Raw genomic sequence first — 22,390 nt, 5'->3', positions numbered from 1 at the left:
ATACATGTGATGCTTGATGCCCTTAAGGGCGAGGGCTTGCGCTGGCTTGCACGACGCTTGCCTTTTCTTACAGGACACCAGGGGCCCTTCGGGCACAATGGTGACTTCAAGCGCGCCGCCGGTTTCCTTTTCGTGCGGCCGTTCCCTGAATCATTGCGATGAGTTGTCGGTCAGACCACCCTTGCCGCGCGGGCTGCGGCGCCTGCTGCATTGCCCCGTCGATCGCCTCGCCGCTGCCCGGCATGCCCGACGGCAAGCCGGCCGGCGTGCCCTGCGTGCAGCTGTTGCCAGATATGCGCTGCGCGGTGTTCGGCAGGCTCGACCGGCCCGCGTTCTGTGCCGGCCTGAAGCCGTCGGCCGAAATGTGCGGCGACACGCGCGAAGCCGCGCTGCACTGGCTGACCCGACTCGAAATCCTGACCGCGCCGCAGGCCACGTCCGCCCGGCCCGGTCCGCGCGTGTGACGCCCGCCGCCGTGCCGGCGCACACGCCCGACATCCTGTAATCGGAGGCAATTTGATGATCCGGACTTCCCGACGGCGCTGGCTTGCCGCGTCGGCCGCGGCCACACTGGCGCTGGGGCTGGCCGCCTGCGGTGCGTTCCGCAGCGAATACACCTTCTCGCAAAGCCAGCTGCAGGCGGCGCTGGAGCGCAAGTTCCCGTTCAACAAGCGCTATATGGAGCTGTTCGACATCCAACTGACCAACCCGCGCCTGACGCTGGACCCGACGCGCAACCGCGTCAACGTGCAGTTCGACGCCACCGTCGACAACAAGCTGTTCTTCCCCCGTGCCCTGAGCGGGCGTTTCGCGCTGGACAGTGGCCTGCGCTATGACGAGCCCACGCGCTCGCTGGTGCTGCAGGATCCCGAAGTGCAGCGCTTTGACGTGCAGGGCATGCCCGTGCAGTTCTCGCGCCAGCTCAATGCGCTGGGCGGCATCCTGGCCGAGCAGCTGCTGCAGGGCTATCCGCTCTATACCTTCCGCGAAGACCAACTGCGGGTTGCCGGCACGCAGGTGGAGCCCGGTACAATCACCGTTTTGCCTGACGGCATCAACGTCAAGATCAACCGTCCCTGATCGGGGCGCTCAAACAACAATACAGGCGGCCCGGCACGCATGCCGGGCAACGCCCATGACAACGTCTCTCTCCGTTCCGCATGGACATCGCACTTGCCCTGAAAGCCGTGATACTCGGCATCGTCGAAGGACTGACCGAGTTCCTCCCCATCTCGAGCACCGGCCACCTGATCCTGGCGGGCCAGCTGCTCGACTTCAACGACGAGAAGGGCAAGATCTTCGAGATCGTGATCCAGTTCGGCGCGATCCTGGCGGTCTGCTGGGAGTTCCGCGCGCGCATCGGCAACGTCGTGCGCGGCCTGGGCTCCGACCCTCAGGCGCAGCGCTTCGCCGCCAACGTCGTGATCGCCTCTGTGCCGGCAATCCTGCTGGCCTTTATCTTCGGCAAATGGATCAAGGCCCACCTGTTCAACCCGATCTCGGTGGCAATGGCGTTTATCGTCGGCGGTGTGATCATTTTGCTGGCCGAATGGCGCGACGCGCGCCGCGGCACGGTTTCGCACCCGCAAGGCAACGCGCTGCTGGAAGCCGCCAAGGCCGGCGCCCCGCGCATCGAATCGGTCGATGACCTGAACTGGCGCGACTCGCTCAAGGTCGGCCTGGCGCAGTGCTTTGCGCTGGTGCCGGGCACGTCGCGCTCTGGCGCCACCATCATCGGCGGCATGCTGTTCGGGCTGTCGCGGAAGGTCGCGACCGAGTTCTCGTTCTTCCTGGCGATCCCGGTGATCTTCGGCGCCACGGTCTATGAGCTGTACAAGGCGCGCTCGCTGCTGAACGGCGATGATCTCGGTATCTTCGCAGTGGGCTTCGTCTTTGCTTTCCTGTCCGCCTTCCTGTGCGTGCGCTGGCTGCTGCGCTTTGTGGCCACGCACGACTTCAAGCCGTTTGCCTGGTATCGCATCGCGTTCGGCATCGTGGTGCTGGCGACGGCGTACTCGGGCCTGGTGACCTGGCACGCCTGAGCGGCCGAGCCGTTCGGGCAAAGAAAAAGGCGTGGCCGGGTGCCACGCCTTTTTTGTCGGTCGCGTCCGGGCTCAGCCGCGCTTGCGGAACACCACGTCCCACACGCCGTGCCCGAGCCGCACGCCGCGCCGCTCGAACTTGGTGACGGGCCGGTAGTCCGGCCGCTCGGAAAAACCGTCCGGGGCGGTGGAGGTGTTTTCAAGCAACGCCTCGCGCGACAGCACTTCCACCATCTGGTGCGCGTACTCTTCCCAGTCGGTCGCACAGTGGATATAGCCGCCCGGCTTCAGGCGCGCGGCCAGCAGCTTCACCAGCGGCGGCTGCACCAGCCGGCGCTTGTTGTGACGCTTCTTGTGCCAGGGATCGGGGAAATAAATATGCACGCCGTCCAGGCTGTCGTCGGTCAGCATATGGGCGATCACTTCCACCGCATCGTGTTGGAGGATCCGCACGTTGTTGAGGCCGCGCTCGTCGATTAGCTTGAGCAGGGCGCCCACGCCGGGCTCGTGCACCTCGCAGCCGAGGAAGTTGTCCTGCGGACGCAGCCCGGCGATATGCGCGGTGGTCTCGCCCATGCCAAAGCCGATCTCCAGGATCGCCGGCGCCTTGCGGCCGAACACCGCGTCCCAGTCCAGCGGTTGCGGCGCATAGGGCACCATCATGCGCGGCCCGACTTCATCGATGGCACGCTGCTGCCCCGTCGACGTCCGTCCCGCGCGACGCACGAACGAACGGATCCGGCGCGGATGCGCAACGCCTTCAGGATCGGTGGGGGAGGGAGCGGACGCTTGTCCGGCGCTGTCTACCGGCGTGGCCTCGTCGGCCGGCGTCGGTTCGGTGCTGGGGTCTTGGGGAAGCATGGCAACAAAAAAAGCCGCCGGGCAGATCACCGTAACGGTGGCAAAGGCGGCTTGTCTCGACTGGAGGTGGAGCGGGCGATGGGAATCGAACCCACGTCTTTAGCTTGGGAAGCTAAGGTAATAGCCATTATACGACGCCCGCTATGGCTTATTCGGAGCGGATTCTAGCATGATTCTCCGGGCAGTCTATGCTCCGCACCCTATAGCCCGCTCCACTATCCACTTCGTCGGTGCGATGCGCTTGCCGCGGTCCCCTTTTTGATCTGAGGTACCATATGCGGTTCCTCGGTCTTCCCGGATGTGTGCCCGGTCGGTGGGCCGGTTGGTCTTCGCGCTTTAGTGATGGCGAAGGCGCACGGCGGTGAGTCGCGGCAGTTATATCCCCGCTCATTCGTTGACAGGATGGGCTCGGGACAAGGTCGCTATTGAATGGATTGCTGGCCGAGTGGAGAGCTGAAGATCGACGCCGGTGAGGATACATGGGCTTCCCGCTGTCAGGAGTATGGCAAGGATCCATTGTCGTCGCCATTGCTGTCAGGCCATGCCATCATCGCGCCAGGTGACATCGCGCCGTCTTCAGACAGGCAGGAGGTATGGGATTGTTCACTAGCCTGACCAATTATGGGTTTTAAATATTCTCCCATTCTAGGGGCTATGGAAAGTTAGAAGCTTCTTGCGCCTGCTATGGGTGACGCTACTTCCGAAGGGTGCACGGTAAGTGTTACCTCTCTGCTGGGTTACTTGTGCGTCGCCGATGATCGTACGATCAAAAAAATATTAATATATAACGATGTTTTGTCATAAGTGATCTGAGGCAAAGAATTATGGACTTTCCATCACTGGGTGACGCTGACCAGTATCTGGAGCTCGCAGAGCGGTGTACCGAGTATCTGTCCGGGGTTGGGGGCTCCGCTGAACTTTGTTATCACAAATATCGGCCTATTGGAATAGTATTGTATTATTCCTTTCCGCTATTGTTTTCGACTGACCAGGTTACGATCAGCTATGTGACTCTGCTGATGAACTTGTTGCTTCTCGCAGTTCTGCTGTTTTCTGGGGTGAAAATAATCCGTGAGCTTTCCGGCGGACGAAGAGGTGAGCGTACGATCGGTGTCAGAATCGGGGAAGGTTTGTTTTGCGCCTCGACAGCTTTCTTTTCCATAGGATTTATTCCGGTACGGCTTGCCGATCATCAAAGTCTTGCGCTGTTTGTGGCGGCTATCGCGATTTTGGTCGCGCAGCGAAACACGCGAAGGCCTGTCCCGCTGGTGTTTGCTGGGTTGTTGGCGGGCGCTTCAGTCCTACTGAAGCAAAACTACGCGACCGCCATTGTTTTCCTCGTTGGGAACTGGTTGATACTTGGCGGGAGACGCGATTTCACGAAGAATCTCCAAGCGGTTTTTTGGTTTGGGATGGGGGCGTCTTTGGGGTTGTTACAGATTGTGTGGGTTTACCATCACTCAGGTGAGATGTGGCTATACAGTTGGAAGGCGATGGAGGTTTTTGCGCCTGCTAACCGCCAACCGGTTGTCGAATTGGTGGCATTTACCGATCCAGTGGAATCGTCCTATTTGTCAAATCTTGCGGAACCCGTCTCGGCGCTTCAGTACTTTGCGATAAAATTCTATCATGGACTAACCAAGTTTTATTGGGCTGTTTACTCTGGTCGCGCTCCATTCGATGTGACACCAAGAATTCTGAATTACAGTCATGCCGAGATCGTGCAATTTCAGGCTATCTACATCCTCATTGCATTGATTTCTTTATTATCGTTGCTCACCCGAGAGCGCTGGTTGGCAATATTCGTTTCGACTGCTTTCTGTGCCGTCTCTCTCAGCACGGCCATTGCTCACGTAGAGAGTAGGTACTTCTTCGTACTTCGATTTGCATTTCTTGTTTTCGCTGTTGTCGTCTTCAATAAGATGCTGGCATATCGGTTTCGCGCTCGAAGCTCGATTTCCCCTCAAGTGGCTTCATGAAGACAGTAGCAATCCTTCAGTCCAATTACATACCCTGGAAAGGGTATTTCGATATGCTGGCTGCCGTTGATGAGTTTCTCATCTACGATGAGGTTCAATACACTAAGAACGACTGGCGAAACCGAAACAAAATCAAGACACGCAGCGGGACCGAATGGCTCAGTATTCCCGTTCGCCAAGAGTGCCTTGGGCAAAAAATCAGTGAAACTCGCGTTTTGGATTCGCGTTGGGCGGTGAAGCATTGGAAGGCGATTGCCAATAATTATGCAAAGGCGCCTCATTTCAGGTACTACGCAGATGTGATCGAAGATACGTATTTGCAGGCGGGCAAGCTTGAATTGCTCAGCGACATCAATCTGTTATTCATCCGGGTTATCTGCAATCTGGTCGCTATCGATACTAAGATTTCTTCGTCCCGCGATTACGACTTGTCCGGAGATCGTACGATGCGGCTTGTCAATATCTGTCAACAGGCGAACGCGAACGTGTATTTGTCTGGCCCAGCTGCACGTCAGTACTTGGACGAAGCCGCGTTCGAGGCGAAGGGTATTCAGGTTGCCTGGATGGACTACAGCGGCTACCCGGAGTATTGCCAGCTATTTCCTCCGTTCGATCACAGTGTAAGCATCCTGGATCTGTTGTTCTGCACCGGTCCACGGGCGAAAGAATACATTAAGGTGGCGTGAGCATGGAATTGTCCGTTGTTACTACACTGTATCGCTCCTCGCGCTACATTGACGAGTTCTACCGCCGTATCGTAGCGGTCGCAGAGACACTGACCTCGAAATTTGAGATTATTTTTGTCAATGATGGCTCGCCCGACGATTCACTTGCTGTCGCGAGAAGGGTCGCTGAGCAGGATGCGCGCGTCGTCGTGATAGATCTCGCTCGGAATTTCGGACAACACCGGGCACTAATGTGCGGGCTGCGGCATGCACAAGGCGAGCGTGTGTTTCTAACTGACGTGGACCTTGAAGAGGAGCCGGAGAATCTAGGGCGCTTCTGGCAAGCGATGGAGGACGACAAGGAAACGGACGTTATCGTTGGCCAGTTGACAGAGAAGACATTGCCTCTCTGGAAGGGCATGACCAGTGATCTTTTCTATAAGGTCTTCAATATGTTCTCGAACGTGAAGCTGTCGGACCGGGATATCGTTGCACGCTTGATGAAGCGCAATTATGTGGATGCGCTGATCCTGTATGCAGAAAAGGAAGTGTTTTTTCCTGCGATCTGGGCTGACGCCGGGTTCAGGCAGCGTCGGGTAGTGGCGACAAAGACTTTCGATGGGAACTCTTCCTACACCTTCCGTAAGCGGGCGGCGATGGCTGTGGAGGCGATTACGTCCTTTAGCAGCAAGCCGCTAGTATTGATCTTTTATCTCGGGTTGCTGTTCTCTACCGGCGCATTTTTCGCCATCGTCTACCTCTTTGTGCGCAAGCTCGTCTGGGGGCACGTATTCCTTGGTTGGACATCTCTGATGGCGGCCCTGTTCATGATCGGCGGAATTATCATATTCGCGCTTGGCATTGTGGGTATCTATGTGTCGAAAATATACCTGGAGGTCAAGGGGCGTCCCACAGCCATTGTGCGCAGGGTGTACCAGGAGGGCCGGGGATGACTGACCTCTTGATCTTTGGTGCGGGCCCATTTGCCAGCCTAGTGCGCCGGTATGCCGAGCGCGAACTAGGAATGCGGGTAGTTGGCTTCGTGGTGCATCCACAGTATCGGACGAACGCTCTGTTCGAGTCTCTGCCGGTACTGTCGCCGGAAGACGCGCAGAAACAATTCCCCACCAGTTCGGTATCCATGTTCGTTGCCGTGGGGTACCGGACGATGCGCGGCCGAGAAGCTGCTTATCTTGCCGCTCGCCAGCTGGGATATTGCCTCCCGAATCTGATTTGCCCGAGCAGCTACGTGGCGGGCGACGTGGAGCTTGGCGACAACAACATCGTAATGCCAGGTGCTGTGATTGAAACAGGGACTCGAGTGGCCGCCAATAACGTGATCTGGTCCAATGCGACTATATGTCACGACTCCGTTATCGGTAGCCACAATTTCATCGCATCGAATGTGACAGTCGGCGGTGGTGTGACCGTTGGCAATAAGAACTTTATAGGATTTTCAGCCGTTATCACGCAGCGATTGAAAATCGGCAATGAGACCATCGTCGGCGCTCTGTCGTTGGTGAACAAGAACACGCATGATCTTGCGCAATACCATGGTAGCCCCGCAAGGTTGATCCGTAAGCTCGATGCGGGCGTCGGTGTGACGGTGAACGATGCGTAGAGATCATCGACTTGTGCCGTCACGCGGTCTCCTGCGCTGCGGAATCCGGGATGAGCGGTGAATGGGAATGGATAAGATTTTAATGCGGGGTAGCTGGGGACGACTTGCGGGGGAACTGGTTCGCTATGGTGTGGTAGGCGCCATCGTAAATATTTCCGGGTATGTGATTTTTGTTCTGCTTACACACTATGGGATAGAGCATAAAGTTGCGATGTCATTGCTCTATCTTTCAGGAGTCGTGGTGGGATTCTTCGGAAATCGTCGCTGGACTTTCGGGTCAACGGATGATTTTCTTGGATCCGGCTTCAGATTCGTATGTGCGCATGTTGCAGGGTATCTAATCAATCTAGCGTTGCTTTTCGTTCTGGTTGATTTGTGGGGCTACCCCTACCAGCTTGTGCAAATCGTCGCTGTATTCATTGTGGCGGGATTTCTGTTCGTGGCCTTCAAGCTGTTTGTGTTTCCGGTGTCCAAGCCGCAACAGCCTTAGCAGAAGACGGGCGAGATCCAGAGTCGAAGGGCTTGGCTTCGCGTGAACCACTGGAACTGAAAATAGCAAAATTCTATGTCGCAACAGCGCAAAACCGAATCACCAATGATCCATATTCCATTCAACAAGCCTCACATGACCGGCCGCGAACTCGGCTACATTGCGGAGGCACATGCCAATCTTCACCTTGCCGGCGACGGAGTGTTCACGAAGCGTTGTCATGCATGGCTGGAGCGGAGTACTGGCACAAGTAGGGCGTTGCTGTCCCACTCGTGCACGGCAGCGTTGGAGATGTCTGCGATCCTTGCTGACATCCGGCCGGGAGATGAAGTGATCATGCCGTCTTACACCTTTGTCTCCACAGCGAACGCCTTTGTGTTGCGTGGTGGTGTGCCTGTCTTCGTCGACATTCGTCCGGACACGCTGAACCTGGACGAGCAGCAAATCGAAGCTGCCATTACGCCTCGGACGAGGGCCATCGTACCGGTGCACTATGCCGGCGTCGGTTGCGAAATGGACGTGATTATGGATATCGCCCGGCATCGTCAACTCACGGTAATCGAGGATGCCGCGCAAGGTGTAACGGCCCGATATCGTGGCCGGGCTCTCGGCGCAATTGGTCATTTCGGTGCATACAGTTTCCACGAGACCAAGAACGTCATTTCAGGCGAAGGCGGGAGCCTGCTGGTCAATGTGCCGGACTATGTCACCAAGGCAGAGATTATTCGCGAGAAGGGCACGGATAGAAGTCGCTTTTTCCGTGGTGAAGTTGATAAGTACACGTGGCAGGACGTGGGGTCGTCGTTCCTTCCCGGCGAACTGATCGCGGCCTTTCTATGGGCGCAACTCGAGCACGCGGATGAGATCACGCTAAATCGGCTGGAAAGCTGGCAGCGCTATCACTTACTACTGGCGGAATTCGAGATGGAAGGATGGCTGCGGCGGCCGGGGGTGCCATCGGAATGCGAGCACAACGCACATATGTATTACATTTTGCTGGCGCCGCACATTGAGCGCCAGCGGGTGCTGTCCGAACTGAAGAGTCGTGGCATTGGCGCGGTGTTCCACTATGTCCCATTGCATTCTTCTCCGGCGGGAAGATCTTTCGGGCGAGCGGCAGGTGCGCTGCCCAATACGGAGGACCTGGCTTACCGCCTGATTCGTTTGCCGCTCTGGGTAGGGCTTGACGCGGCTCAGCAAGCCGAAGTGGTTGGAGCGTTGCGCGATGCAATCCGCTTGGCGCTACGCTAGTGCAAAAACGTTCGCACCTGTCAGATCATTGTATTTGAACAGACTCGTATGATCGCCTAGAGGCGCTTCAGTAACTTCCTGCGTTTCACATGCATTTGTCGAGCGCGCCGCGGAAGCCAACTCGCCCGTGCTCTGCTCGCCGGCTCTCAGAATAAGTGCTTGCCGGCGCGCTACCAGGTCGAAATCGCCTTTGGCGTAAAAACCGGCATCCCGATCCCGGCCGCCGCGTCAGTCAGCGGCTCGATCTCCACCAGCGGCCGCTCGGATTCCACCTGGCCGAAGATGGCCGCAAACGGTATGTCCGCGGCATCCCGGCCGGTGCCGATGCGGAGCAGCCCCGTAGGGATCGAAATCCCCGACGGATCCAGCAGGTACCACCGGTGCGACAGGTAGACCTCTACCACCGCATGGAAATCCGGCGCCCCCACGCGCGCATCCGCGCCATAGTCCAGGCTGCTGGACATGCGCGCCGGGATGCTCAGTGCACGGCACAGGGCGATCATCAGGTGGGCGAAATCCCTGCAGACGCCGGTGCGCTCCACGATGGTATCGGCCGCGGAGGTGCGTTCGTTGGTGGAGCGCGCCAGGAAGCGCACATGGTTGCGCACCCACTCGCGAACGGCGTAGACGCGCGCATAGCCCGGCTGCATGCCGCCGAACTCGCGGTTGGCGAACTCCATCAGGCGGTCGGATTCGCAATACCGGCTCGGCGCCAGGTAAGGCAATACCTCGAATGGCAGTTCGGTGACGGGCACTTCCGACAGCTTGTGGCCGTCTTCCAGGTGGTGATCGATGTCGACGATCGCTTCGTAGCGGATGGCAAGGCGGCCCTGAGGCGCGCGCAGCCTCAGCAGCCGGTTTGCCAGCACGGGATCGGTGTAGCGGGCAACCTCGAGATCAGGGGAGATTGCCAGCCGCTCCGAAACGATGGATTGCCGCGGTGTGCTGGCGGCTTCGATATTGAGCAGGAAGTCTGCCATGTCGTCCCTGACCTCGTAGGACAGGCTTGCCGCGTACCTGAGTCGGTTCATCTGAGGTTCCGCCTTGGCGCTGGTCGGACGAAGGTGAGTGCTCCCTCCGTTCGGAAGATGGCGATGCGTGCCTTTTCCAGTGTAGTGCCACAGCACGCACCTTCGCCGCGTTGTGCGGGCCACGGGTGAGGAGGGCGCCGCACGCGGGGGCAGCGCGTGCCCGCACCTATACTGGTAGATGGCGCCATCGCACCCGCGTCCGCGTCACCATCAGTACAGGGGGAGGCATGCACAGGGAAGTTGTCATCGGCCAGCACCGGGTTTCGATCCGGGCAGAGCCGAAATCCGATGAAGCCGAGTCGGCCGACGTCGCGGGCTATGCCGTGCGGTACACCATCGCCCGTACCGATGGCGCGCCTGTGCGTCCGAATTTTCCGACCGTGTGCTCCTATGAACTGAATCTGGGCACGGCGCTGTTCCCATCGGTGGAGGCAGCTCTGGACTATGGGCTTGCCAAGGCCCGCGACGATATCGCGACGTTCGAAGCGCAGCAAGACGCCCACCGGCGCAGCGCTGCTCCGGACCCTGGCTGACGCGTACGGATGCGGCCGTCTCAGTTGGCCAAATTCACCAGCGAACTCACGAACACCGTTCCGCCCTTGCCTTCGTCTTCCACCTCCACGTAGTACGCCAGCCGATGCCTGGCGCGCAGCGCGAGGGTTGCGGCATAGGTTTCGCCATCCCGGTTCATCGGCACCGATTCCCACTTCGCCTTGCGCCAGTCGACGGTGACGGGCTTGCAGGCGTAGAAGAGCCTGACGTCGGCCGGCGGCGCGTCCGCTTTCACCTGGCACCGCGCTCTCGGTGCGCACGCCGGGCAAGGCGTGCATCAGCGTGATGGCGCGCAGGTAGGCCATCGCGATCAGGTAGTAGCCGTTCCAGGTCAGGTCGCCGGTCTCCATCACCTTCTTCTGCGCGTAGCCGGTCAGGTGGGACTCGTTCATGCCCCAATAGTCTTCGGCCGGATTGGCGAACAGCCCCTCGGGGTCTTTAGAAACCGTCTCTAAGTGCTTCAGCACAGCTAAGTGCGAGCTCGGCTAAACCGAGCGTGCCTGAACGTGCCGCATGGTGTTGATCAGGAAACTTGTGGTGAGTCCGCAATTAAGACTCCAGGCGCAACAATTCTTGCAAAATGAGTCCTTGCTAAGCGCCCGCAGAGCGGGTCTACTCACGCAGTACGCACACCGCATATGTCGATGTTACTGCTGCGCACCGCCCGCGCAGCGTAACAGAATCGCTCCCGAGAAACTGGAGGTGCTTTGAAATCTGGCAGCGAATCAACGAAACAGGGGCGAATAGCCAAACTGGCGTGGATGGCCCCGGCCATGGCATTCACCTCCCTGAATCAATATCCAAAATTTACTCGGATCCGTCGTGCCGATCGCGCGGCGCGTTGCACCCTCGATGCCGAGGCGAAGGAGGGTAGTCGTGGTTGAGATGAGCCCTCGGAATAAGGCGGACAAGTTGCTCGCCGCCGGATTTCAGCGAGCTGGCCCTTCTGCGACGGCTTTGACCGATCCCATTGCCGACACACCAATGATCGTGACGCTGGACCAGTTGCGCCCGTATGACCACGATCCGCGCGTCAAGCGCAATCCGGCTTATGAGGAAATCAAGGCGTCCATCCGAGAGCGCGGTTTGGATGCGCCACCGGCGATCACGCGGCGCCCAAGCGAAGTGCATTACATCATTCGCAACGGTGGCAATACGCGATTGGCAATTCTTCGCGAGCTGTGGGCTGAGACCAAGCAGGAACGGTTCTTTCGCATGTCCTGCCTATTCCGCCCCTGGCCAGAACGGGGCGAGATCGCCGCCTTGACGGGCCACCTGGCGGAAAACGAGCTGCGCGGCGGATTGACTTTCATCGAGCGCGCCCTGGGCGTCGAGAAAGCGCGCGAGTTTTACGAGCAGGAAACGGGTAGCACACTGACCCAATCCGAGCTCGCCAGGCGCCTGACGGCCGATGGGTATCCGGTGCAGCAATCGCGCATCAGCCGCATGCAGGAGGCGGTGTGTTACCTGCTGCCAGCGATTCCAACCGTGCTGTACGGCGGGCTCGGCCGGCATCAGGTGGAACGGCTCGCAGTGCTGCGCAAGGCTTGCGAGCACACCTGGGAACGGAGAGCGTTGGGCCGTTACCTCGCCGTGGACTTCGCCTCGCTGTTCCAGGATGTGCTTTCGCAGTTCGACGCGCAACCGGATGACTTCTCGTTCCAGCGGGTGCAGGACGAACTGGCGGGCCAGATGGCTGAGTTGCTGGACACAGACTATGACACACTGAGCCTGGAGATCGACGACAGCGAAAGCCGGCAGCGCGCGCTGAGCAGCGAGCCGTTGCCGGTGAGGCCAACAGCCTCTACCGTGTCCGCGACGCCAAGTCCTGCATCGCCACCTCCGGCGGCGACAACTACTGCACAGCAGGCCGGCGTACCGACCGGATCCGTTGGCGAGAGGCCCTCGACACGGACTGCTATGGCGCCCGCGGCCGACAGCGGGCAAGCCGGGGAAGTAGGCGCCGCGCCAGTACGGGCCGACCATGATGCGCAGCACCTGCAGGGGCGCATCGTGTCCCCGGCGCCGACCACCGAACGCCTAGTAGGGGACCAGTTGGGCGACAGGCTACCCGACTGTGAGACCAATGCCTTGCGCGCGATCCCCGCGCAGGTCGGTGGCCTCTACCCCGTCTCGGATGTCTGGTATATCGAGCCAGGATTGGACGTGCCGGACCGGCTTCGGGTGCATATCGCACAGTTCGCCCGCGAGGTCGCCGAAGAGGCGGCGGTCGCCGAGCAGATCGAGCCCAGTGACGATGGCATCGGCTTCGTCTGCGTGACTCCGCCCGTTGCGCAGGCGAGGGCCTTGCCTGACTTCGCTCGTGCCGTGCTGGCGCTGTTGCATGCGTTGAGCATGGCTCAGCCAGCCGCGACAGGACTGGATCGTACGCGACTGGCTGACGACCTGGCGCCGCTACTGCACGGCGGAGGCGGAACGGCCATGCGCCTGAGCGACACTGGCGTGGTGAAGTTGTTCCGGCTGCTGCGCCTGGCGCGACGGCTGCTGGACCTGGAGAACGGTACGGCGTTTGCCGACCGGGGCCACGATTCCTGAGGGCGGGAGGCCACCGTGTCGTCACCTCATCCGCTCAACCAGGCTGTCATCGCCCAAGCGCTGCACGATCTGCGCAATGGCCAATTGCGTCGCTGCAAGGCGATGGGCTTCGGCGAAGAAGATCTGGAGGCGCTCAAGCATCCGGCGCAGGTCAGTGTGCTGGTCAACGCCACGGTGTCGTGGTGTTCGGTCTCGGTCAACCGCGAGGTGCTGAAGCGGCTGCTGAGCCAGGTACATGACGTGGAGCAGGAAATCGCCACGGTGGATCGCATGCTGCGCCTGGGCGCAAGCACGGAGATGGTAAGCCGTTTCTACGGGCTCACGCATCAAGAAGTCGCATTGCGGCGCGACATTCTCCGCTTGCCCAAACGCAAGGGTCGGCACCCGGTGCTGGACGAAGCACAGGGCACCATCCTGTGGAAGCGCTGGAAAGCCGGGGTCAGCGAGCGTCATATCGCGCTGGGCGACGATCTGGCCATGCTGGGCCTGACGATGGACCTGGCCGAGACCCTGACGTTGCCGATGTCGGTGGTCTGGGCGGCGATACGGAATTGGATCGACGAGGGGCTGGTGTAGACCATGGCGACGGGCGGCGCACCACAGCGCGGTGCCGCGGCAGCAAGGTGCGCAACCCGGCCGGCTACTTTTTTGGCATCATCCAGAAGGCAATTCGCGGAAAGTTCAAGACCTGGGCCGGTGAAGGAGAATCGGCGCCGCCGCAGCAGCGCCCCACAGCACCCACGCCGCCGTCACCGCCTATCGCACGAATGGTGCCGGTCGCGAGGCCGCACGCGCATACCTGGCGCAGCTCCGAGCTTCCTCGCATGATTCGTGAGGGGCGCTATCCCCAGGGGATAGGTGGAACGACGTCCTTCCTCCGCATTCGATTGCTCCTATCGCACCACGGGCGAAACTGTCGCCTGAGGGTAAGAAAGAACCCGAGGCGCACGACGCCACGCCGACCACCGACATGACGACACCATCCACCGACGTCGCGCTGCAACCGGTGCAGAGAGAGGTTCAGCGCATGCTGGGCCGCTGCCTGCTGCGCCTTCAGCAGTACGAACGCCTGATGAAAGCCATCGTGGCACACCACGACATCTCGGGGCCGGCGCATTCGCTGGAGGCGATTCGCGTGGCGCGCATCGAGGACACGGCGACCAAGACCCTGGGCACGCTGGTGGGCCAACTGTTCGGATCGTATGTCGTCACGGAGGGCGGTGACGACACCAAGCCCGACGCGGACCTGCCTGGCGACGCGATTTCCTTTCGCACGCGGGTCCAACTGAGCCTGTCCGCCGAGAACTACGCCAAGACGCAGGCGGACCTCAAGGAGCTGGTGTCGTTGCGCAATACCCTGGTACACCACTTCATCGACCTGCACGACCTTTGGACGGCGGACGGATGCCGCGCAGCACACGATGCACTCACCGCCGCCTATACGCGCGTCGATCAGCACTTCGAGCAATTGCGCGGCTGGGCTGAGCACATGGATCAGGTACGGCGCCTGGCGGCGGAGTTCGCCCAGTCGGATGTGTTTCACGATCTGGTGGTCAACGGCATTGCACCCGACGGCACGGTAGATTGGCCGGTAGCCGGCATCGTTCGCGTTTTGCGCGAGGCCGCCGGGGAACTGGCCGTCGATGGATGGACGCCCATTGCCGCGGCCGGACGGTGAATCTCCGAACGGCATCCCGAGCAACTGCCCGCCAAGTACGGATGCAGCAGTTGGCGCCAGGTGGTACATGAGTGTCGGCTGTTCGAGCTTCGTTACCGAGACGTGGATGGACAGCGGGCCGCCTGGTACAGAGCACTAGAGGTATAGCGCCCACTGCGCGCAAGGCGCTGTGCGAGCGCTCCATGAACTGGCCGAACACTGCCGTGCTATCCCCAGGAGATAACTGGCACACCCGGCCTTCCGCGTCGAACAAAGTGGGCAAGCGCGGGCTGCGGTTTGTTGACTGACGGCCTTCCGGCCGACGCCAATGCTGGCGACTCGTTCCTTCTTCTCGAGTCGTCCAATGGCCAATGAATCCCTGCAACTGAATCTCGGATCGCTGCGCAGCGCGATGTCGCTGACGCTGCACACACACCACGCGTCCCGCATCTGGCGTGGCCGCGCTGCCGCCGAGGGGCGTCCCGGCATCATCGGCCTCAATGGCTACATCAGCGTGATGAGCAAGATGAAGCGCGGCGCCGAGCAGGACGATCCCTACTCGGACTGGTGGATGCTGCGCATCGAGGACAAGTTGGCCGACACCAAGACGCGTCTACAGACGCTGCGCGAACAGGTGGAGCAGGCGCTGGCCGGCGTGCCTCCGGCGCTCAGCCTGGGTGAGAACCTGAACGTGCAACCGGTGAAACTCCCGCTGTTCGTCAACGCCCAGCTCGGCTTCGCCGCCGTCTACTTGCTGGCCGACTACGATGACCTCGCGCGCAAGCTGATCCTCGCCCACCACACGGCGATGATCGACCGCAGCACGTTGGAGCGCTGGCTCAATGATGGCGCGCACGCACTGCGCAGCCTCTTTTCGCTAGCACAGCAGTATCGCTACTCTGGCACGACGCGCGATGACTTCGCGGCGAAGAACGAGGCGGCGCGTGCGGCGGTGGAGAAGTTCGGCGAGCTGCCGCAGGACGTGCTCGAAGGCACGCACCGCTCGCGCTTTGCGCCACCCATCGCGCGTCGGGACGGTCGCTCCGAATCCTCGGCCGCGCCAACGGCGGCGGGCCCGACTTCCACCTCCATTGATGGCGCAGCCAGCACCGTGGCACGCGACGAGGATGCGACGGAATGACGGCACCTACTATTCCCGGCCAGCCGACTCGCTTCACGGCGCTGGAACAGGCGGACTTCCAGCGACTGGAACACGCAGGCTACCTAAAAGGCCTTTTACAACCTTTTAAAGGTAAGGGGAGTCTGGAGGCCTGGGCCAGCCAGTGCCTGGCGCTGCGCGACAGCTTGATTGTCCTGGCACAGCGGCGCGTGCTGCCCCAGGCGCGGGCCTACCCCTTCAGACTGCTCGATGTGCAACTGGCCCAGCAAACCACTGGCGCAGGGACGACCTTCCTGCGCTGGCGCAATCTCGACCGCTCATCCATGGGCGTGGCCTTGTGGGAATCGCTGCTCGACCGTCCCGCAATACCGGCCTCGCTGATCGACGACCTGTATGCGATGGAGCTGCAGCGCATCGCGCTGAACATGCAGATCAGCCTGACCCACAGCATCGCCCGCCACGCCCTGGAATGCGCCAACAAGATGGCCCAGGCCGAGGCGATTCACCTGCGGCGTATCCATGGCCATGCCGCGTCCACTGCCATCCTTCCCAAGGATTCACCATGAGCACACACTTCGTCGGAGGGCAACATCGGTTCTGCGCCGGACTACCGCGAATTCCCCAATGGCAATCACGAGCCGAGCCGGCTGCTGCGCCTGAACGTCTATTTCGACAACCCGATCCCGCGCAAGGACGGCGAGGCGGGCCGCGGCGGCTTCTGGGCGCCGGTGGAACTGCACCGCGATGCCGAGCCACGATGTTCCAGAATGGCATGCGGGTGCTGGTCGCGGGCCACACGGTGCGCGACGAAGGGGAGGATGCCAACGAGAACGTGCGCGTCACGTTCAAGCTCGAGGCCCGGTGCGTGGGCATCCTGCGGTACCGCGTCGACGCCGTGACGCTGAGCGCTAAGCCCGCCGGCAGGCAGTAGTCGCTGTTCTCTACAGCCGCCGAGGGCGGCTGTAGCAATTCTCAAATGTCCGCCATGCACCAGTGGACAATCCCCTGGGGATAGTTCCATTGAGGTCCACCGGGTTCCTCCCGCCCTCCCGACGCGAATCACCCGCCCCGCAGCCTGCAGCGATCTACGTATACCGCTGCGACAACCGTTCCCCCCTCGATCACAAATTGGTATCCATGCCGTCCGGCTTTCTTGCTGCCCGTCTCATCCGGCGCAGTCATGCTGTCGCCTATCTGATGAACCGCACATTTACAAGGAGGCTTCATGCCTGGGGGCAGACGCCGACCGCTGAAGACCTCGGAGGGGCAGCGCAGCGCATCGCGCAGGCGGCGTGAATCTTCCAGGTCATCATGACAGGTCACGCTGAAGCCCACGAACCCTGCGCCACGCCGGCCGCATTCGACGGCGGGGCCAAGCTCCCGCATCCCGCGGGATACCCCAGCGCATGTCACCTTCTGCAACGGTGCGCGCGCCTCGCGGTGCTGTCATGGACATGCGAGGCGAGAAGGCCATTCCTCGGCAGACCGCGCTCGGCGCGGTTGCATTGATCCAGGTGCTTCCGTCGATGGCGAGGGGTCTCCTGGCGGCTGGCCGGCCTGTGCCGCAGCGAGCCGCCAGGAGACCCGTCGGGTTGGCGGTATTCGTTGCCGGTGCCCGCCGGTGGAACAACGGGCTCCCTTTGTGCGCGGATGTGTGCCGAAGGATGTCGACCCCAGCCACGATACGGGTCGAGTGCGACTGCTGGTGCAGCAAACGGCTTTGACGACGGCTGCTACAGCCCACAGGTGGTGCCTTCGTCCAAGGCCGAAGGCTTCATGCTTTCGGCCTGTTGTTCTTTGCTTGATCAGAAAACGGCGCCGCGCCGGCGCAAGGCGGCACGAACACGATGCGGTTTGGCGCGCAACGCGGGCATGGCTTCGCGACCATGCTGAAGCCATGCGCTGCTGACCACCGTCAGTGCCATGCCCACGCAGCTCCGATCTTCAAGGCTGCAACGCGTCATCGCCGCGTGGATCGAACCGGTCCGTGCTTCGCATCGCCCACCGGGGACGAGTGTCTTCCCGACGCCGATGCTTCTTTCCTCAACCTTCGGGACGTTTCCGCTTCCGTCAGGGCGTGGGGCTCCGGGTCCTTCGGCCAGGAGAAACCATGTCCCTTTTTAACGAGGTGGCGGCGCGGTGCCGATTTTTTCACGACACGCGCGAATGCTTGCCGCAGGCTGGTCCAATGTCCGCTGGTGTTGCCAGCAGTCTGCCCAGGCAGTCGAGACCTTGAAGACTGCGGTCCGGTTCGCCGTTCTGGTCTTCTTCTATCGCCGGACGCATCCAGCGTCCATCCACCTACAAGGGACATACCTCCCTTGCGGGCGGGAGTCCCTTGGTTGCTACAAGGAGTTCTCCCATGGATACCCAAGCCATCCGCGCACTGATGCCGATGCTGGTGCGCGGCCACGTGCCTTCCAACGTCCGCAGCTTCAAGTTCAACATCTTCGATGGCCAGCCCAAGGTCTCGACGCTGGGCTTCCATATCGATCCGAAGCCCTTTGAGGGCAAGGTGATCGCCAAGACCGACGAGGCCATTGTCGTCAAGACGGGCAGGGCTGAGTTCGCGGTGCTTGACCGATCGCTCGTGACCGAGGAGCCCGACGAGGGCGCCAAGGTCCAGGTCGAGCCCTACGCCAGACGCCGTTTCGACGGCCTGCGCGCGGACACGCCCGAGGAGAGCACGGAGTTCACCGTCGACGGCCAACCCTACACGGTTAAACGATACGTGTTCGGCTCCGCGCCGGCGAAGCTGCCGGTTCCCGAGCCGCGCTGCCCCGAGTTGCAGGCGCTGATCCAGCAACTGGAGCAGATGCCAGCACCCGACGGCTTTCGTCGCATCACCCACATGCTGGTGGATGCCGGCGCGCGGGACTTTACCTGGGTGGATCCGCTACTCGACGACATCGCGACGCCACCGGCCATCGGCTTCACCGTGTCCTCGGCGAAGTTCCAGGGACATGTCACTGTGCTCTACGAGCGCGGCGACGACCTCTACGCGGTGGAGCTACGCTGCGACGGCGAGTTGGTCGAACGGGTCGATGAGGTGTTCTTCGACACCCTGGGCGAGATATTGGAACAGCTGATCGACGACGGGAACTGGCGTCTCATCCGCGTACAGTGCCTGTCCGGTCGCAAACCGGTCCAGCGCTGATTGCCATGCGCCCCCGTCCTCGCGACGGGGGCTTCTCATCCCTGTCTCTGGAGATCACCCCATGTCTATTTCGATTCAAAGGGTCGGACCTGGGGCCCGGTACGTGCGTTTCGACACGCGCGTATCGGGTTCGTGAAGCGCAGCTCCCGGTGCGTCGCTCTCCAAGGAGAAGCGTGCCGGCGCGCAGGATGTTGAGCCGCAATGCCCGCCTGCTGACATCGCCAATCCGGCGGCAGTGTGTTTCCCATTTGGTGCTGCCATTTGCATCGAGTGAGGCGAAGGTAACGGCTCCATGTTCCGGGGATCCGATTCAAATGCGACTGTCCGCCTGTTCCATTCGCCCTCTTGCCTGTCTCGCCGGGCTGGCAGGGGCCATCCTCGCCACGGGCTGTGCGACCACGGTACCACCGCCTGATCTGATGCAGACGCCCAGCACACGCGAGCAGCCCCGGGCGCCGATGTCCGGCATGGACACGTCAGCCGGCCCGGTGCCCGTCTACCGCTACGGGCGCTACACCTTGGTCGAACTGGTGCCGGAGCCGGCGCAGCGCGACCTGATGCAGCAGGTCGTGGAAATCGCCATCCCCCCCGCGCTCGACACCACGGTTGGCGACGCCATGCGCCATGTCCTCCAGCGCTCAGGCTACCGGCTGTGCGAGGACCCGGCGGCTGCAACGCTGTATGCGCTGCCGTTGCCTGCTGCCCATCTGCGGTTGGGGCCGCTGGTCCTGCGCGATGCGCTGCTGACCCTCGCTGGTCCGGCGTGGGATATGGCGGTCGATGACACCGCCCGCCAGGTCTGCTTCCAGCAAGAGTTGGCGCCCGCCACCACCACCCCGAGGGCACCGGCTGTGGATCGCGCCGAATCCGTCAAACGCATCGCTACTCCAGAGGTGCAACCATGAACGTCCCGAACATTCCGGCCCCGTCCGACCGCGAAGGACGGGCACGCTGGCCCTGGATCGCCGCGGGTGTCTGGCTGCTGCTCGTCAGCGCGCTGACGATCGTCAACAGCGTCGGGTTGTCGCGTCTCACCAAGCAAAGCCGCGCCAGCGCCCAAGATGCTCATGTCCAGGCGCTGGCGACGCGCATCGACGCCCTGGAAGAGCAGGCCGAGGCCGTTAAGCGTCAGCCCGCGCCCGTCACCCGGGGCGATCTCGACGCCACGCGCCAAGCGCTGGACGAGCGCCTGGCGCGTGTCGAGCAGGCTCATACCGCCGATGACCGCGCCAGCGAGGTGCAGGCGTTGCAGGCGCGCGTCGGCGCCATCGAGGATCGCCTAAAGAGAGTCGCAACCACCGTGGCCGAGGCACTCAGGCGCGCCGCTGAACCTCCCAAGCCCAAGGTACCTGAGCCGCCGTTCAACGTCGTCGGCCTGGAGCTGCGCGGTGGAGAGCGCTTCCTGTCCGTCGCGGCGCGCGGCGCAGCTTCGGTCCGCAACGTGCGGCTGCTTCGCGAGGGCGACACCTTGGGCGCCTGGCACCTCCAGTCCATCGAAGCGCATGCCGCGGTGTTCCGCATCGACGGCCACACGCTGCGCATCGCGATCCCGTAGGAGCGGGCCATGAAGCAAGGCTCGCTGCCTTCGGCTGTTCTTGCCATGTTGCTGGCTGCCGGCGTACCCCGCGCATACGCACAGGCGAAGCCGCTGGCGACCTCCCGAGTGGCCCAGAGTCAGCTGCTGAACAGCGCCGACGCCGCGCTCGACGAGCGCCAGGCCAAGGATTGGGGGCTGCGTCCCGAGGAATGGGCGCGCTACCGGCAACTGATGCAAGGGCCGTTGGGCATCTATTCTCCAAACCTCGATCCGCTCACTGCCTTGGGCATCGAAGCGCGCAGCGACGAGGAGCGCAATCACTACGCCGAGCTGCAGGTGCAGGCCGAGTCACGGCGCGTGAACAAGACGCTCGCCTACCAGCGGGCCTACGACGCGGCTTGGAAGCGGCTTTATCCGGGCCAGCAGCGCGTCAATCTGCCGGGTACACAGGCACCAAGCGTGGGCAACAGGGGCTCTGGTCGCCTGGCCGTCTTCGTCAAGGCCGACTGCGCGCCGTGCGACCAGCGCGTGCGCCAGTTGCAGGCGGCGGGCACGGCCTTCGATGTTTATATGGTCGGCAGCCGCCAGGACGATGCTCGCATCCGCCAGTGGGCGACCCAGGCCGGCATCGACCCGGCCCGGGTGCGCACACGCACGATCACGCTCAACCATGATGCAGGGCGCTGGCTGTCCCTCGGCGTGCGGGGCGAGCTGCCGGCCGTGGTGCGTGAGGTGAACGGCAAATGGCAGCGGCAGTAAGTGCGCCATCCGCGTTGCGCGCCACGCTCCTGCTTGGCGCCTGCGTCTGGGCATCGGTTGCTTGCGCGCAAGAGGTGCCACCACCGGCCTACCAGATTGCCGCGCAGCAGGCAGGCGTGCCGTCGCCGGTGCTGTACGCGGTGGCCTTGCAGGAGAGCGGCACCAGGCTGCGTGGCCGTTTGATCCCTTGGCCGTGGACGCTCAATGTCGCTGGCAGGTCCGAGCGTTATGCCACGCAGGCCCAGACCTGCGCCGGCTTGCGCAGGGCGCTCGCCCGCATCCCGGCCAACCGGATCGACGCCGGCCTCGGGCAGGTCAATCTCGGCTACCACGCGCACCGCTACAGCCACCCCTGCGAGCTGCTCGACCCTTACCGGAATCTTGCGATCGCCGCGCAAATCCTCAAGGAGCAGCACATAGAGGGCGAGGACTGGGTGGTCGCCATCGGGCGCTACCACCGTCCAGCCGGCGGCGCACCGGCCGCCCGCTACCGCCGCAGCGTCCGCCAGTACCTCGTCCGCGTGCTGGGGCCGCGCACAACGCTTTCTGTCACCAAAGTTACCACGCCATGAACCGCATGCTCTTCACTACCGCCATGGGGCTGCTCATTGCCACCACCGCCACGGCGCAATCGACCACCCAACCGCTGATCGTTGTCGAGGACCGCGGCGGCGTCTCGGCGCTGCCGTACTACCAGACATTGAATCCTCAGGGCGCGGGTCCGGCCAAGCCGGCCGCGCCGATGCCGGCACCCCGCATCGGAGGTCCGGCAGAAGCCGAGGCGGCCATGCTGCCGGTGCGCTCGGCACGGCTGTCACCGGGTGATGAACCGCGCCGCGTCATTCGCGCGCCGGGCCTCACACCATTGTTCCTGATCGGCGACGATGACCGCTCCCGCGCTTGGCTCCTGCAGCGCCGGGGGGCGTTGCAAGAGCTGCGCGCGGTGGGGCTGGTGGTCAACGTGGCCTCGCCCGAAGCGCTGGCCGCGCTGCGCCGCCTCGCGCCGGGCCTGATGCTGTCGCCGGCCTCGGGCGACGACCTGGCTCAGCGGCTGGGCATCCGTCACTACCCGGTACTGATCACCTCCAGCGGCATCGAGCCGTGACGTGAAA

At 62.2% G+C, this 22,390-nt stretch carries 25 protein-coding genes and 1 tRNA gene; 22 read left to right on the top strand and 4 right to left on the bottom strand.

All coding sequences use genetic code 11. From position 1 onward, the window contains the following. Positions 1 to 158: 158 nt before the first annotated feature. The 3 genes from AC10V3_RS16200 to AC10V3_RS16190 all read left to right on the top strand — a co-directional run bounded on the left by AC10V3_RS16200 (position 159) and on the right by AC10V3_RS16190 (position 2,042). Positions 159 to 464 carry a YkgJ family cysteine cluster protein gene (locus AC10V3_RS16200; protein ID WP_022536292.1) on the top strand — a complete coding sequence of 102 codons (306 nt, stop codon included), beginning with the start codon at positions 159 to 161 and terminating at the stop codon, positions 462 to 464. Positions 465 to 519: 55 nt separating this feature from the next. Continuing rightward, a complete protein-coding gene (locus AC10V3_RS16195; RefSeq protein ID WP_022536291.1) occupies positions 520 to 1,080 on the top strand; it encodes a DUF1439 domain-containing protein in 561 nt (186 codons plus the stop codon). A gap of 80 nt (positions 1,081 to 1,160) precedes the next feature. Then, positions 1,161 to 2,042, top strand: coding sequence for an undecaprenyl-diphosphate phosphatase (locus tag AC10V3_RS16190; protein ID WP_022536290.1), 882 nt, complete (start codon positions 1,161 to 1,163; stop codon positions 2,040 to 2,042). A 72-nt stretch (positions 2,043 to 2,114) separates the two neighbouring features. Here the strand turns inward: AC10V3_RS16190 and trmB are convergent, their stop codons facing one another. Together trmB and AC10V3_RS16180 are read right to left on the bottom strand one after the other, a co-directional pair. Beyond that, positions 2,115 to 2,903: a tRNA (guanosine(46)-N7)-methyltransferase TrmB gene (gene trmB / locus AC10V3_RS16185; RefSeq protein ID WP_490922545.1), complete on the bottom strand. Its 789-nt coding sequence runs from the start codon at positions 2,901 to 2,903 to the stop codon at positions 2,115 to 2,117. A 67-nt stretch (positions 2,904 to 2,970) separates the two neighbouring features. Continuing rightward, positions 2,971 to 3,045, bottom strand: a tRNA-Gly gene (locus AC10V3_RS16180). An 877-nt stretch (positions 3,046 to 3,922) separates the two neighbouring features. On the opposite strand from AC10V3_RS16180, the gene AC10V3_RS16175 reads away from it, so the two are divergent. From AC10V3_RS16175 to rffA, 6 genes are all read left to right on the top strand, one after another. Further along, complete coding sequence (locus AC10V3_RS16175) at positions 3,923 to 4,882, top strand: hypothetical protein (protein ID WP_490922544.1); 960 nt, start codon at positions 3,923 to 3,925, stop codon at positions 4,880 to 4,882. Further along, entirely contained in the window at positions 4,879 to 5,568 is a 690-nt protein-coding gene (locus AC10V3_RS16170) for a WbqC family protein (protein WP_490922542.1), read from the top strand. Before AC10V3_RS16175 ends, AC10V3_RS16170 begins: the two co-directional genes overlap by 4 nt. A gap of 2 nt (positions 5,569 to 5,570) precedes the next feature. Further along, complete coding sequence (locus AC10V3_RS16165) at positions 5,571 to 6,500, top strand: glycosyltransferase (RefSeq protein WP_490922541.1); 930 nt, start codon at positions 5,571 to 5,573, stop codon at positions 6,498 to 6,500. Beyond that, positions 6,497 to 7,168, top strand: coding sequence for an acetyltransferase (locus AC10V3_RS16160; protein ID WP_490922539.1), 672 nt, complete (start codon positions 6,497 to 6,499; stop codon positions 7,166 to 7,168). Before AC10V3_RS16165 ends, AC10V3_RS16160 begins: the two co-directional genes overlap by 4 nt. 67 nt (positions 7,169 to 7,235) lie before the next feature. Beyond that, positions 7,236 to 7,658 carry a GtrA family protein gene (locus AC10V3_RS16155; RefSeq protein WP_490922538.1) on the top strand — a complete coding sequence of 141 codons (423 nt, stop codon included), beginning with the start codon at positions 7,236 to 7,238 and terminating at the stop codon, positions 7,656 to 7,658. Positions 7,659 to 7,733: 75 nt separating this feature from the next. Then, positions 7,734 to 8,909, top strand: a complete 1,176-nt coding sequence (gene rffA, locus AC10V3_RS16150) for a dTDP-4-amino-4,6-dideoxygalactose transaminase (RefSeq protein WP_490922537.1) — start codon at positions 7,734 to 7,736, stop codon at positions 8,907 to 8,909. A 170-nt stretch (positions 8,910 to 9,079) separates the two neighbouring features. Here rffA and AC10V3_RS16145 read toward each other — a convergent pair whose 3' ends face one another. Then, positions 9,080 to 9,940: a transglutaminase-like domain-containing protein gene (locus tag AC10V3_RS16145; RefSeq protein WP_490922536.1), complete on the bottom strand. Its 861-nt coding sequence runs from the start codon at positions 9,938 to 9,940 to the stop codon at positions 9,080 to 9,082. Positions 9,941 to 10,167: 227 nt separating this feature from the next. Here AC10V3_RS16145 and AC10V3_RS16140 point away from each other — a divergent pair, with 227 nt between their 5' ends. After that, a complete protein-coding gene (locus AC10V3_RS16140; RefSeq protein WP_490922534.1) occupies positions 10,168 to 10,473 on the top strand; it encodes a hypothetical protein in 306 nt (101 codons plus the stop codon). Positions 10,474 to 10,493: 20 nt separating this feature from the next. Here the strand turns inward: AC10V3_RS16140 and AC10V3_RS16135 are convergent, their stop codons facing one another. Then, a complete protein-coding gene (locus AC10V3_RS16135) occupies positions 10,494 to 10,727 on the bottom strand; it encodes a hypothetical protein (protein ID WP_490922532.1) in 234 nt (77 codons plus the stop codon). Positions 10,728 to 11,377: 650 nt separating this feature from the next. On the opposite strand from AC10V3_RS16135, the gene AC10V3_RS16130 reads away from it, so the two are divergent. The 12 genes from AC10V3_RS16130 to AC10V3_RS16075 all read left to right on the top strand — a co-directional run bounded on the left by AC10V3_RS16130 (position 11,378) and on the right by AC10V3_RS16075 (position 22,383). Further along, positions 11,378 to 13,048, top strand: a complete 1,671-nt coding sequence (locus tag AC10V3_RS16130) for a ParB family protein (RefSeq protein ID WP_490923685.1) — start codon at positions 11,378 to 11,380, stop codon at positions 13,046 to 13,048. Positions 13,049 to 13,063: 15 nt separating this feature from the next. Then, on the top strand, positions 13,064 to 13,624 hold the full coding sequence (locus AC10V3_RS16125) for a DUF2857 domain-containing protein (protein WP_349608013.1): 561 nt from the start codon (positions 13,064 to 13,066) through the stop codon (positions 13,622 to 13,624). Positions 13,625 to 14,018: 394 nt separating this feature from the next. Beyond that, positions 14,019 to 14,726, top strand: coding sequence for an OST-HTH/LOTUS domain-containing protein (locus AC10V3_RS16120; protein WP_490922530.1), 708 nt, complete (start codon positions 14,019 to 14,021; stop codon positions 14,724 to 14,726). Positions 14,727 to 15,069: 343 nt separating this feature from the next. Continuing rightward, complete coding sequence (locus AC10V3_RS16115; RefSeq protein ID WP_490922529.1) at positions 15,070 to 15,846, top strand: PFL_4669 family integrating conjugative element protein; 777 nt, start codon at positions 15,070 to 15,072, stop codon at positions 15,844 to 15,846. Beyond that, complete coding sequence (locus tag AC10V3_RS16110) at positions 15,843 to 16,391, top strand: DUF3158 family protein (RefSeq protein ID WP_490922527.1); 549 nt, start codon at positions 15,843 to 15,845, stop codon at positions 16,389 to 16,391. The genes AC10V3_RS16115 and AC10V3_RS16110 overlap by 4 nt, the downstream gene beginning before the upstream one ends. A 24-nt stretch (positions 16,392 to 16,415) precedes the next feature. Beyond that, a complete protein-coding gene (locus tag AC10V3_RS16105; RefSeq protein WP_490923684.1) occupies positions 16,416 to 16,724 on the top strand; it encodes a single stranded DNA-binding domain-containing protein in 309 nt (102 codons plus the stop codon). Positions 16,725 to 18,187: 1,463 nt separating this feature from the next. Further along, a complete protein-coding gene (locus AC10V3_RS16100) occupies positions 18,188 to 18,982 on the top strand; it encodes a GTPase (protein WP_490922525.1) in 795 nt (264 codons plus the stop codon). A 314-nt stretch (positions 18,983 to 19,296) separates the two neighbouring features. Further along, on the top strand, positions 19,297 to 19,887 hold the full coding sequence (pilL2, locus tag AC10V3_RS16095; RefSeq protein WP_490922524.1) for a PFGI-1 class ICE element type IV pilus protein PilL2: 591 nt from the start codon (positions 19,297 to 19,299) through the stop codon (positions 19,885 to 19,887). Continuing rightward, positions 19,884 to 20,537 carry a hypothetical protein gene (locus AC10V3_RS16090; protein ID WP_490922523.1) on the top strand — a complete coding sequence of 218 codons (654 nt, stop codon included), beginning with the start codon at positions 19,884 to 19,886 and terminating at the stop codon, positions 20,535 to 20,537. The genes pilL2 and AC10V3_RS16090 overlap by 4 nt, the downstream gene beginning before the upstream one ends. A gap of 45 nt (positions 20,538 to 20,582) precedes the next feature. After that, on the top strand, positions 20,583 to 21,278 hold the full coding sequence (locus AC10V3_RS16085; protein WP_490923683.1) for a TIGR03759 family integrating conjugative element protein: 696 nt from the start codon (positions 20,583 to 20,585) through the stop codon (positions 21,276 to 21,278). Beyond that, complete coding sequence (locus AC10V3_RS16080; protein WP_490922522.1) at positions 21,263 to 21,850, top strand: lysozyme family protein; 588 nt, start codon at positions 21,263 to 21,265, stop codon at positions 21,848 to 21,850. Before AC10V3_RS16085 ends, AC10V3_RS16080 begins: the two co-directional genes overlap by 16 nt. Beyond that, a complete protein-coding gene (locus AC10V3_RS16075; protein WP_490922520.1) occupies positions 21,847 to 22,383 on the top strand; it encodes an integrating conjugative element protein in 537 nt (178 codons plus the stop codon). The genes AC10V3_RS16080 and AC10V3_RS16075 overlap by 4 nt, the downstream gene beginning before the upstream one ends. Positions 22,384 to 22,390 lie beyond the last annotated feature (7 nt).

Source organism: Cupriavidus sp. PB-02, from assembly GCF_058252315.1.
The sequence above is the reverse complement of the archived record's forward strand: the minus strand, read 5'-3'. Positions and strand labels throughout refer to the sequence as shown.

Excerpts from the sequence above, each read along its gene's own strand:
- AC10V3_RS16200 (WP_022536292.1), top strand. The coding sequence starts at position 159 with ATGAGTTGTCGGTCAGACCACCCTTGCCGCGCGGGCTGCGGCGCCTGC.
- AC10V3_RS16195 (WP_022536291.1), top strand. The coding sequence starts at position 520 with ATGATCCGGACTTCCCGACGGCGCTGGCTTGCCGCGTCGGCCGCGGCC.
- AC10V3_RS16190 (WP_022536290.1), top strand. The coding sequence starts at position 1,161 with ATGGACATCGCACTTGCCCTGAAAGCCGTGATACTCGGCATCGTCGAA.
- trmB (WP_490922545.1), bottom strand. The coding sequence starts at position 2,903 with ATGCTTCCCCAAGACCCCAGCACCGAACCGACGCCGGCCGACGAGGCC.
- AC10V3_RS16175 (WP_490922544.1), top strand. The coding sequence starts at position 3,923 with ATGAACTTGTTGCTTCTCGCAGTTCTGCTGTTTTCTGGGGTGAAAATA.
- AC10V3_RS16170 (WP_490922542.1), top strand. The coding sequence starts at position 4,879 with ATGAAGACAGTAGCAATCCTTCAGTCCAATTACATACCCTGGAAAGGG.
- AC10V3_RS16165 (WP_490922541.1), top strand. The coding sequence starts at position 5,571 with ATGGAATTGTCCGTTGTTACTACACTGTATCGCTCCTCGCGCTACATT.
- AC10V3_RS16160 (WP_490922539.1), top strand. The coding sequence starts at position 6,497 with ATGACTGACCTCTTGATCTTTGGTGCGGGCCCATTTGCCAGCCTAGTG.
- AC10V3_RS16155 (WP_490922538.1), top strand. The coding sequence starts at position 7,236 with ATGGATAAGATTTTAATGCGGGGTAGCTGGGGACGACTTGCGGGGGAA.
- rffA (WP_490922537.1), top strand. The coding sequence starts at position 7,734 with ATGTCGCAACAGCGCAAAACCGAATCACCAATGATCCATATTCCATTC.
- AC10V3_RS16145 (WP_490922536.1), bottom strand. The coding sequence starts at position 9,940 with ATGAACCGACTCAGGTACGCGGCAAGCCTGTCCTACGAGGTCAGGGAC.
- AC10V3_RS16140 (WP_490922534.1), top strand. The coding sequence starts at position 10,168 with ATGCACAGGGAAGTTGTCATCGGCCAGCACCGGGTTTCGATCCGGGCA.
- AC10V3_RS16130 (WP_490923685.1), top strand. The coding sequence starts at position 11,378 with ATGAGCCCTCGGAATAAGGCGGACAAGTTGCTCGCCGCCGGATTTCAG.
- AC10V3_RS16120 (WP_490922530.1), top strand. The coding sequence starts at position 14,019 with ATGACGACACCATCCACCGACGTCGCGCTGCAACCGGTGCAGAGAGAG.
- AC10V3_RS16115 (WP_490922529.1), top strand. The coding sequence starts at position 15,070 with ATGGCCAATGAATCCCTGCAACTGAATCTCGGATCGCTGCGCAGCGCG.
- AC10V3_RS16110 (WP_490922527.1), top strand. The coding sequence starts at position 15,843 with ATGACGGCACCTACTATTCCCGGCCAGCCGACTCGCTTCACGGCGCTG.
- AC10V3_RS16100 (WP_490922525.1), top strand. The coding sequence starts at position 18,188 with ATGGATACCCAAGCCATCCGCGCACTGATGCCGATGCTGGTGCGCGGC.
- pilL2 (WP_490922524.1), top strand. The coding sequence starts at position 19,297 with ATGCGACTGTCCGCCTGTTCCATTCGCCCTCTTGCCTGTCTCGCCGGG.
- AC10V3_RS16090 (WP_490922523.1), top strand. The coding sequence starts at position 19,884 with ATGAACGTCCCGAACATTCCGGCCCCGTCCGACCGCGAAGGACGGGCA.
- AC10V3_RS16085 (WP_490923683.1), top strand. The coding sequence starts at position 20,583 with ATGTTGCTGGCTGCCGGCGTACCCCGCGCATACGCACAGGCGAAGCCG.
- AC10V3_RS16080 (WP_490922522.1), top strand. The coding sequence starts at position 21,263 with ATGGCAGCGGCAGTAAGTGCGCCATCCGCGTTGCGCGCCACGCTCCTG.
- AC10V3_RS16075 (WP_490922520.1), top strand. The coding sequence starts at position 21,847 with ATGAACCGCATGCTCTTCACTACCGCCATGGGGCTGCTCATTGCCACC.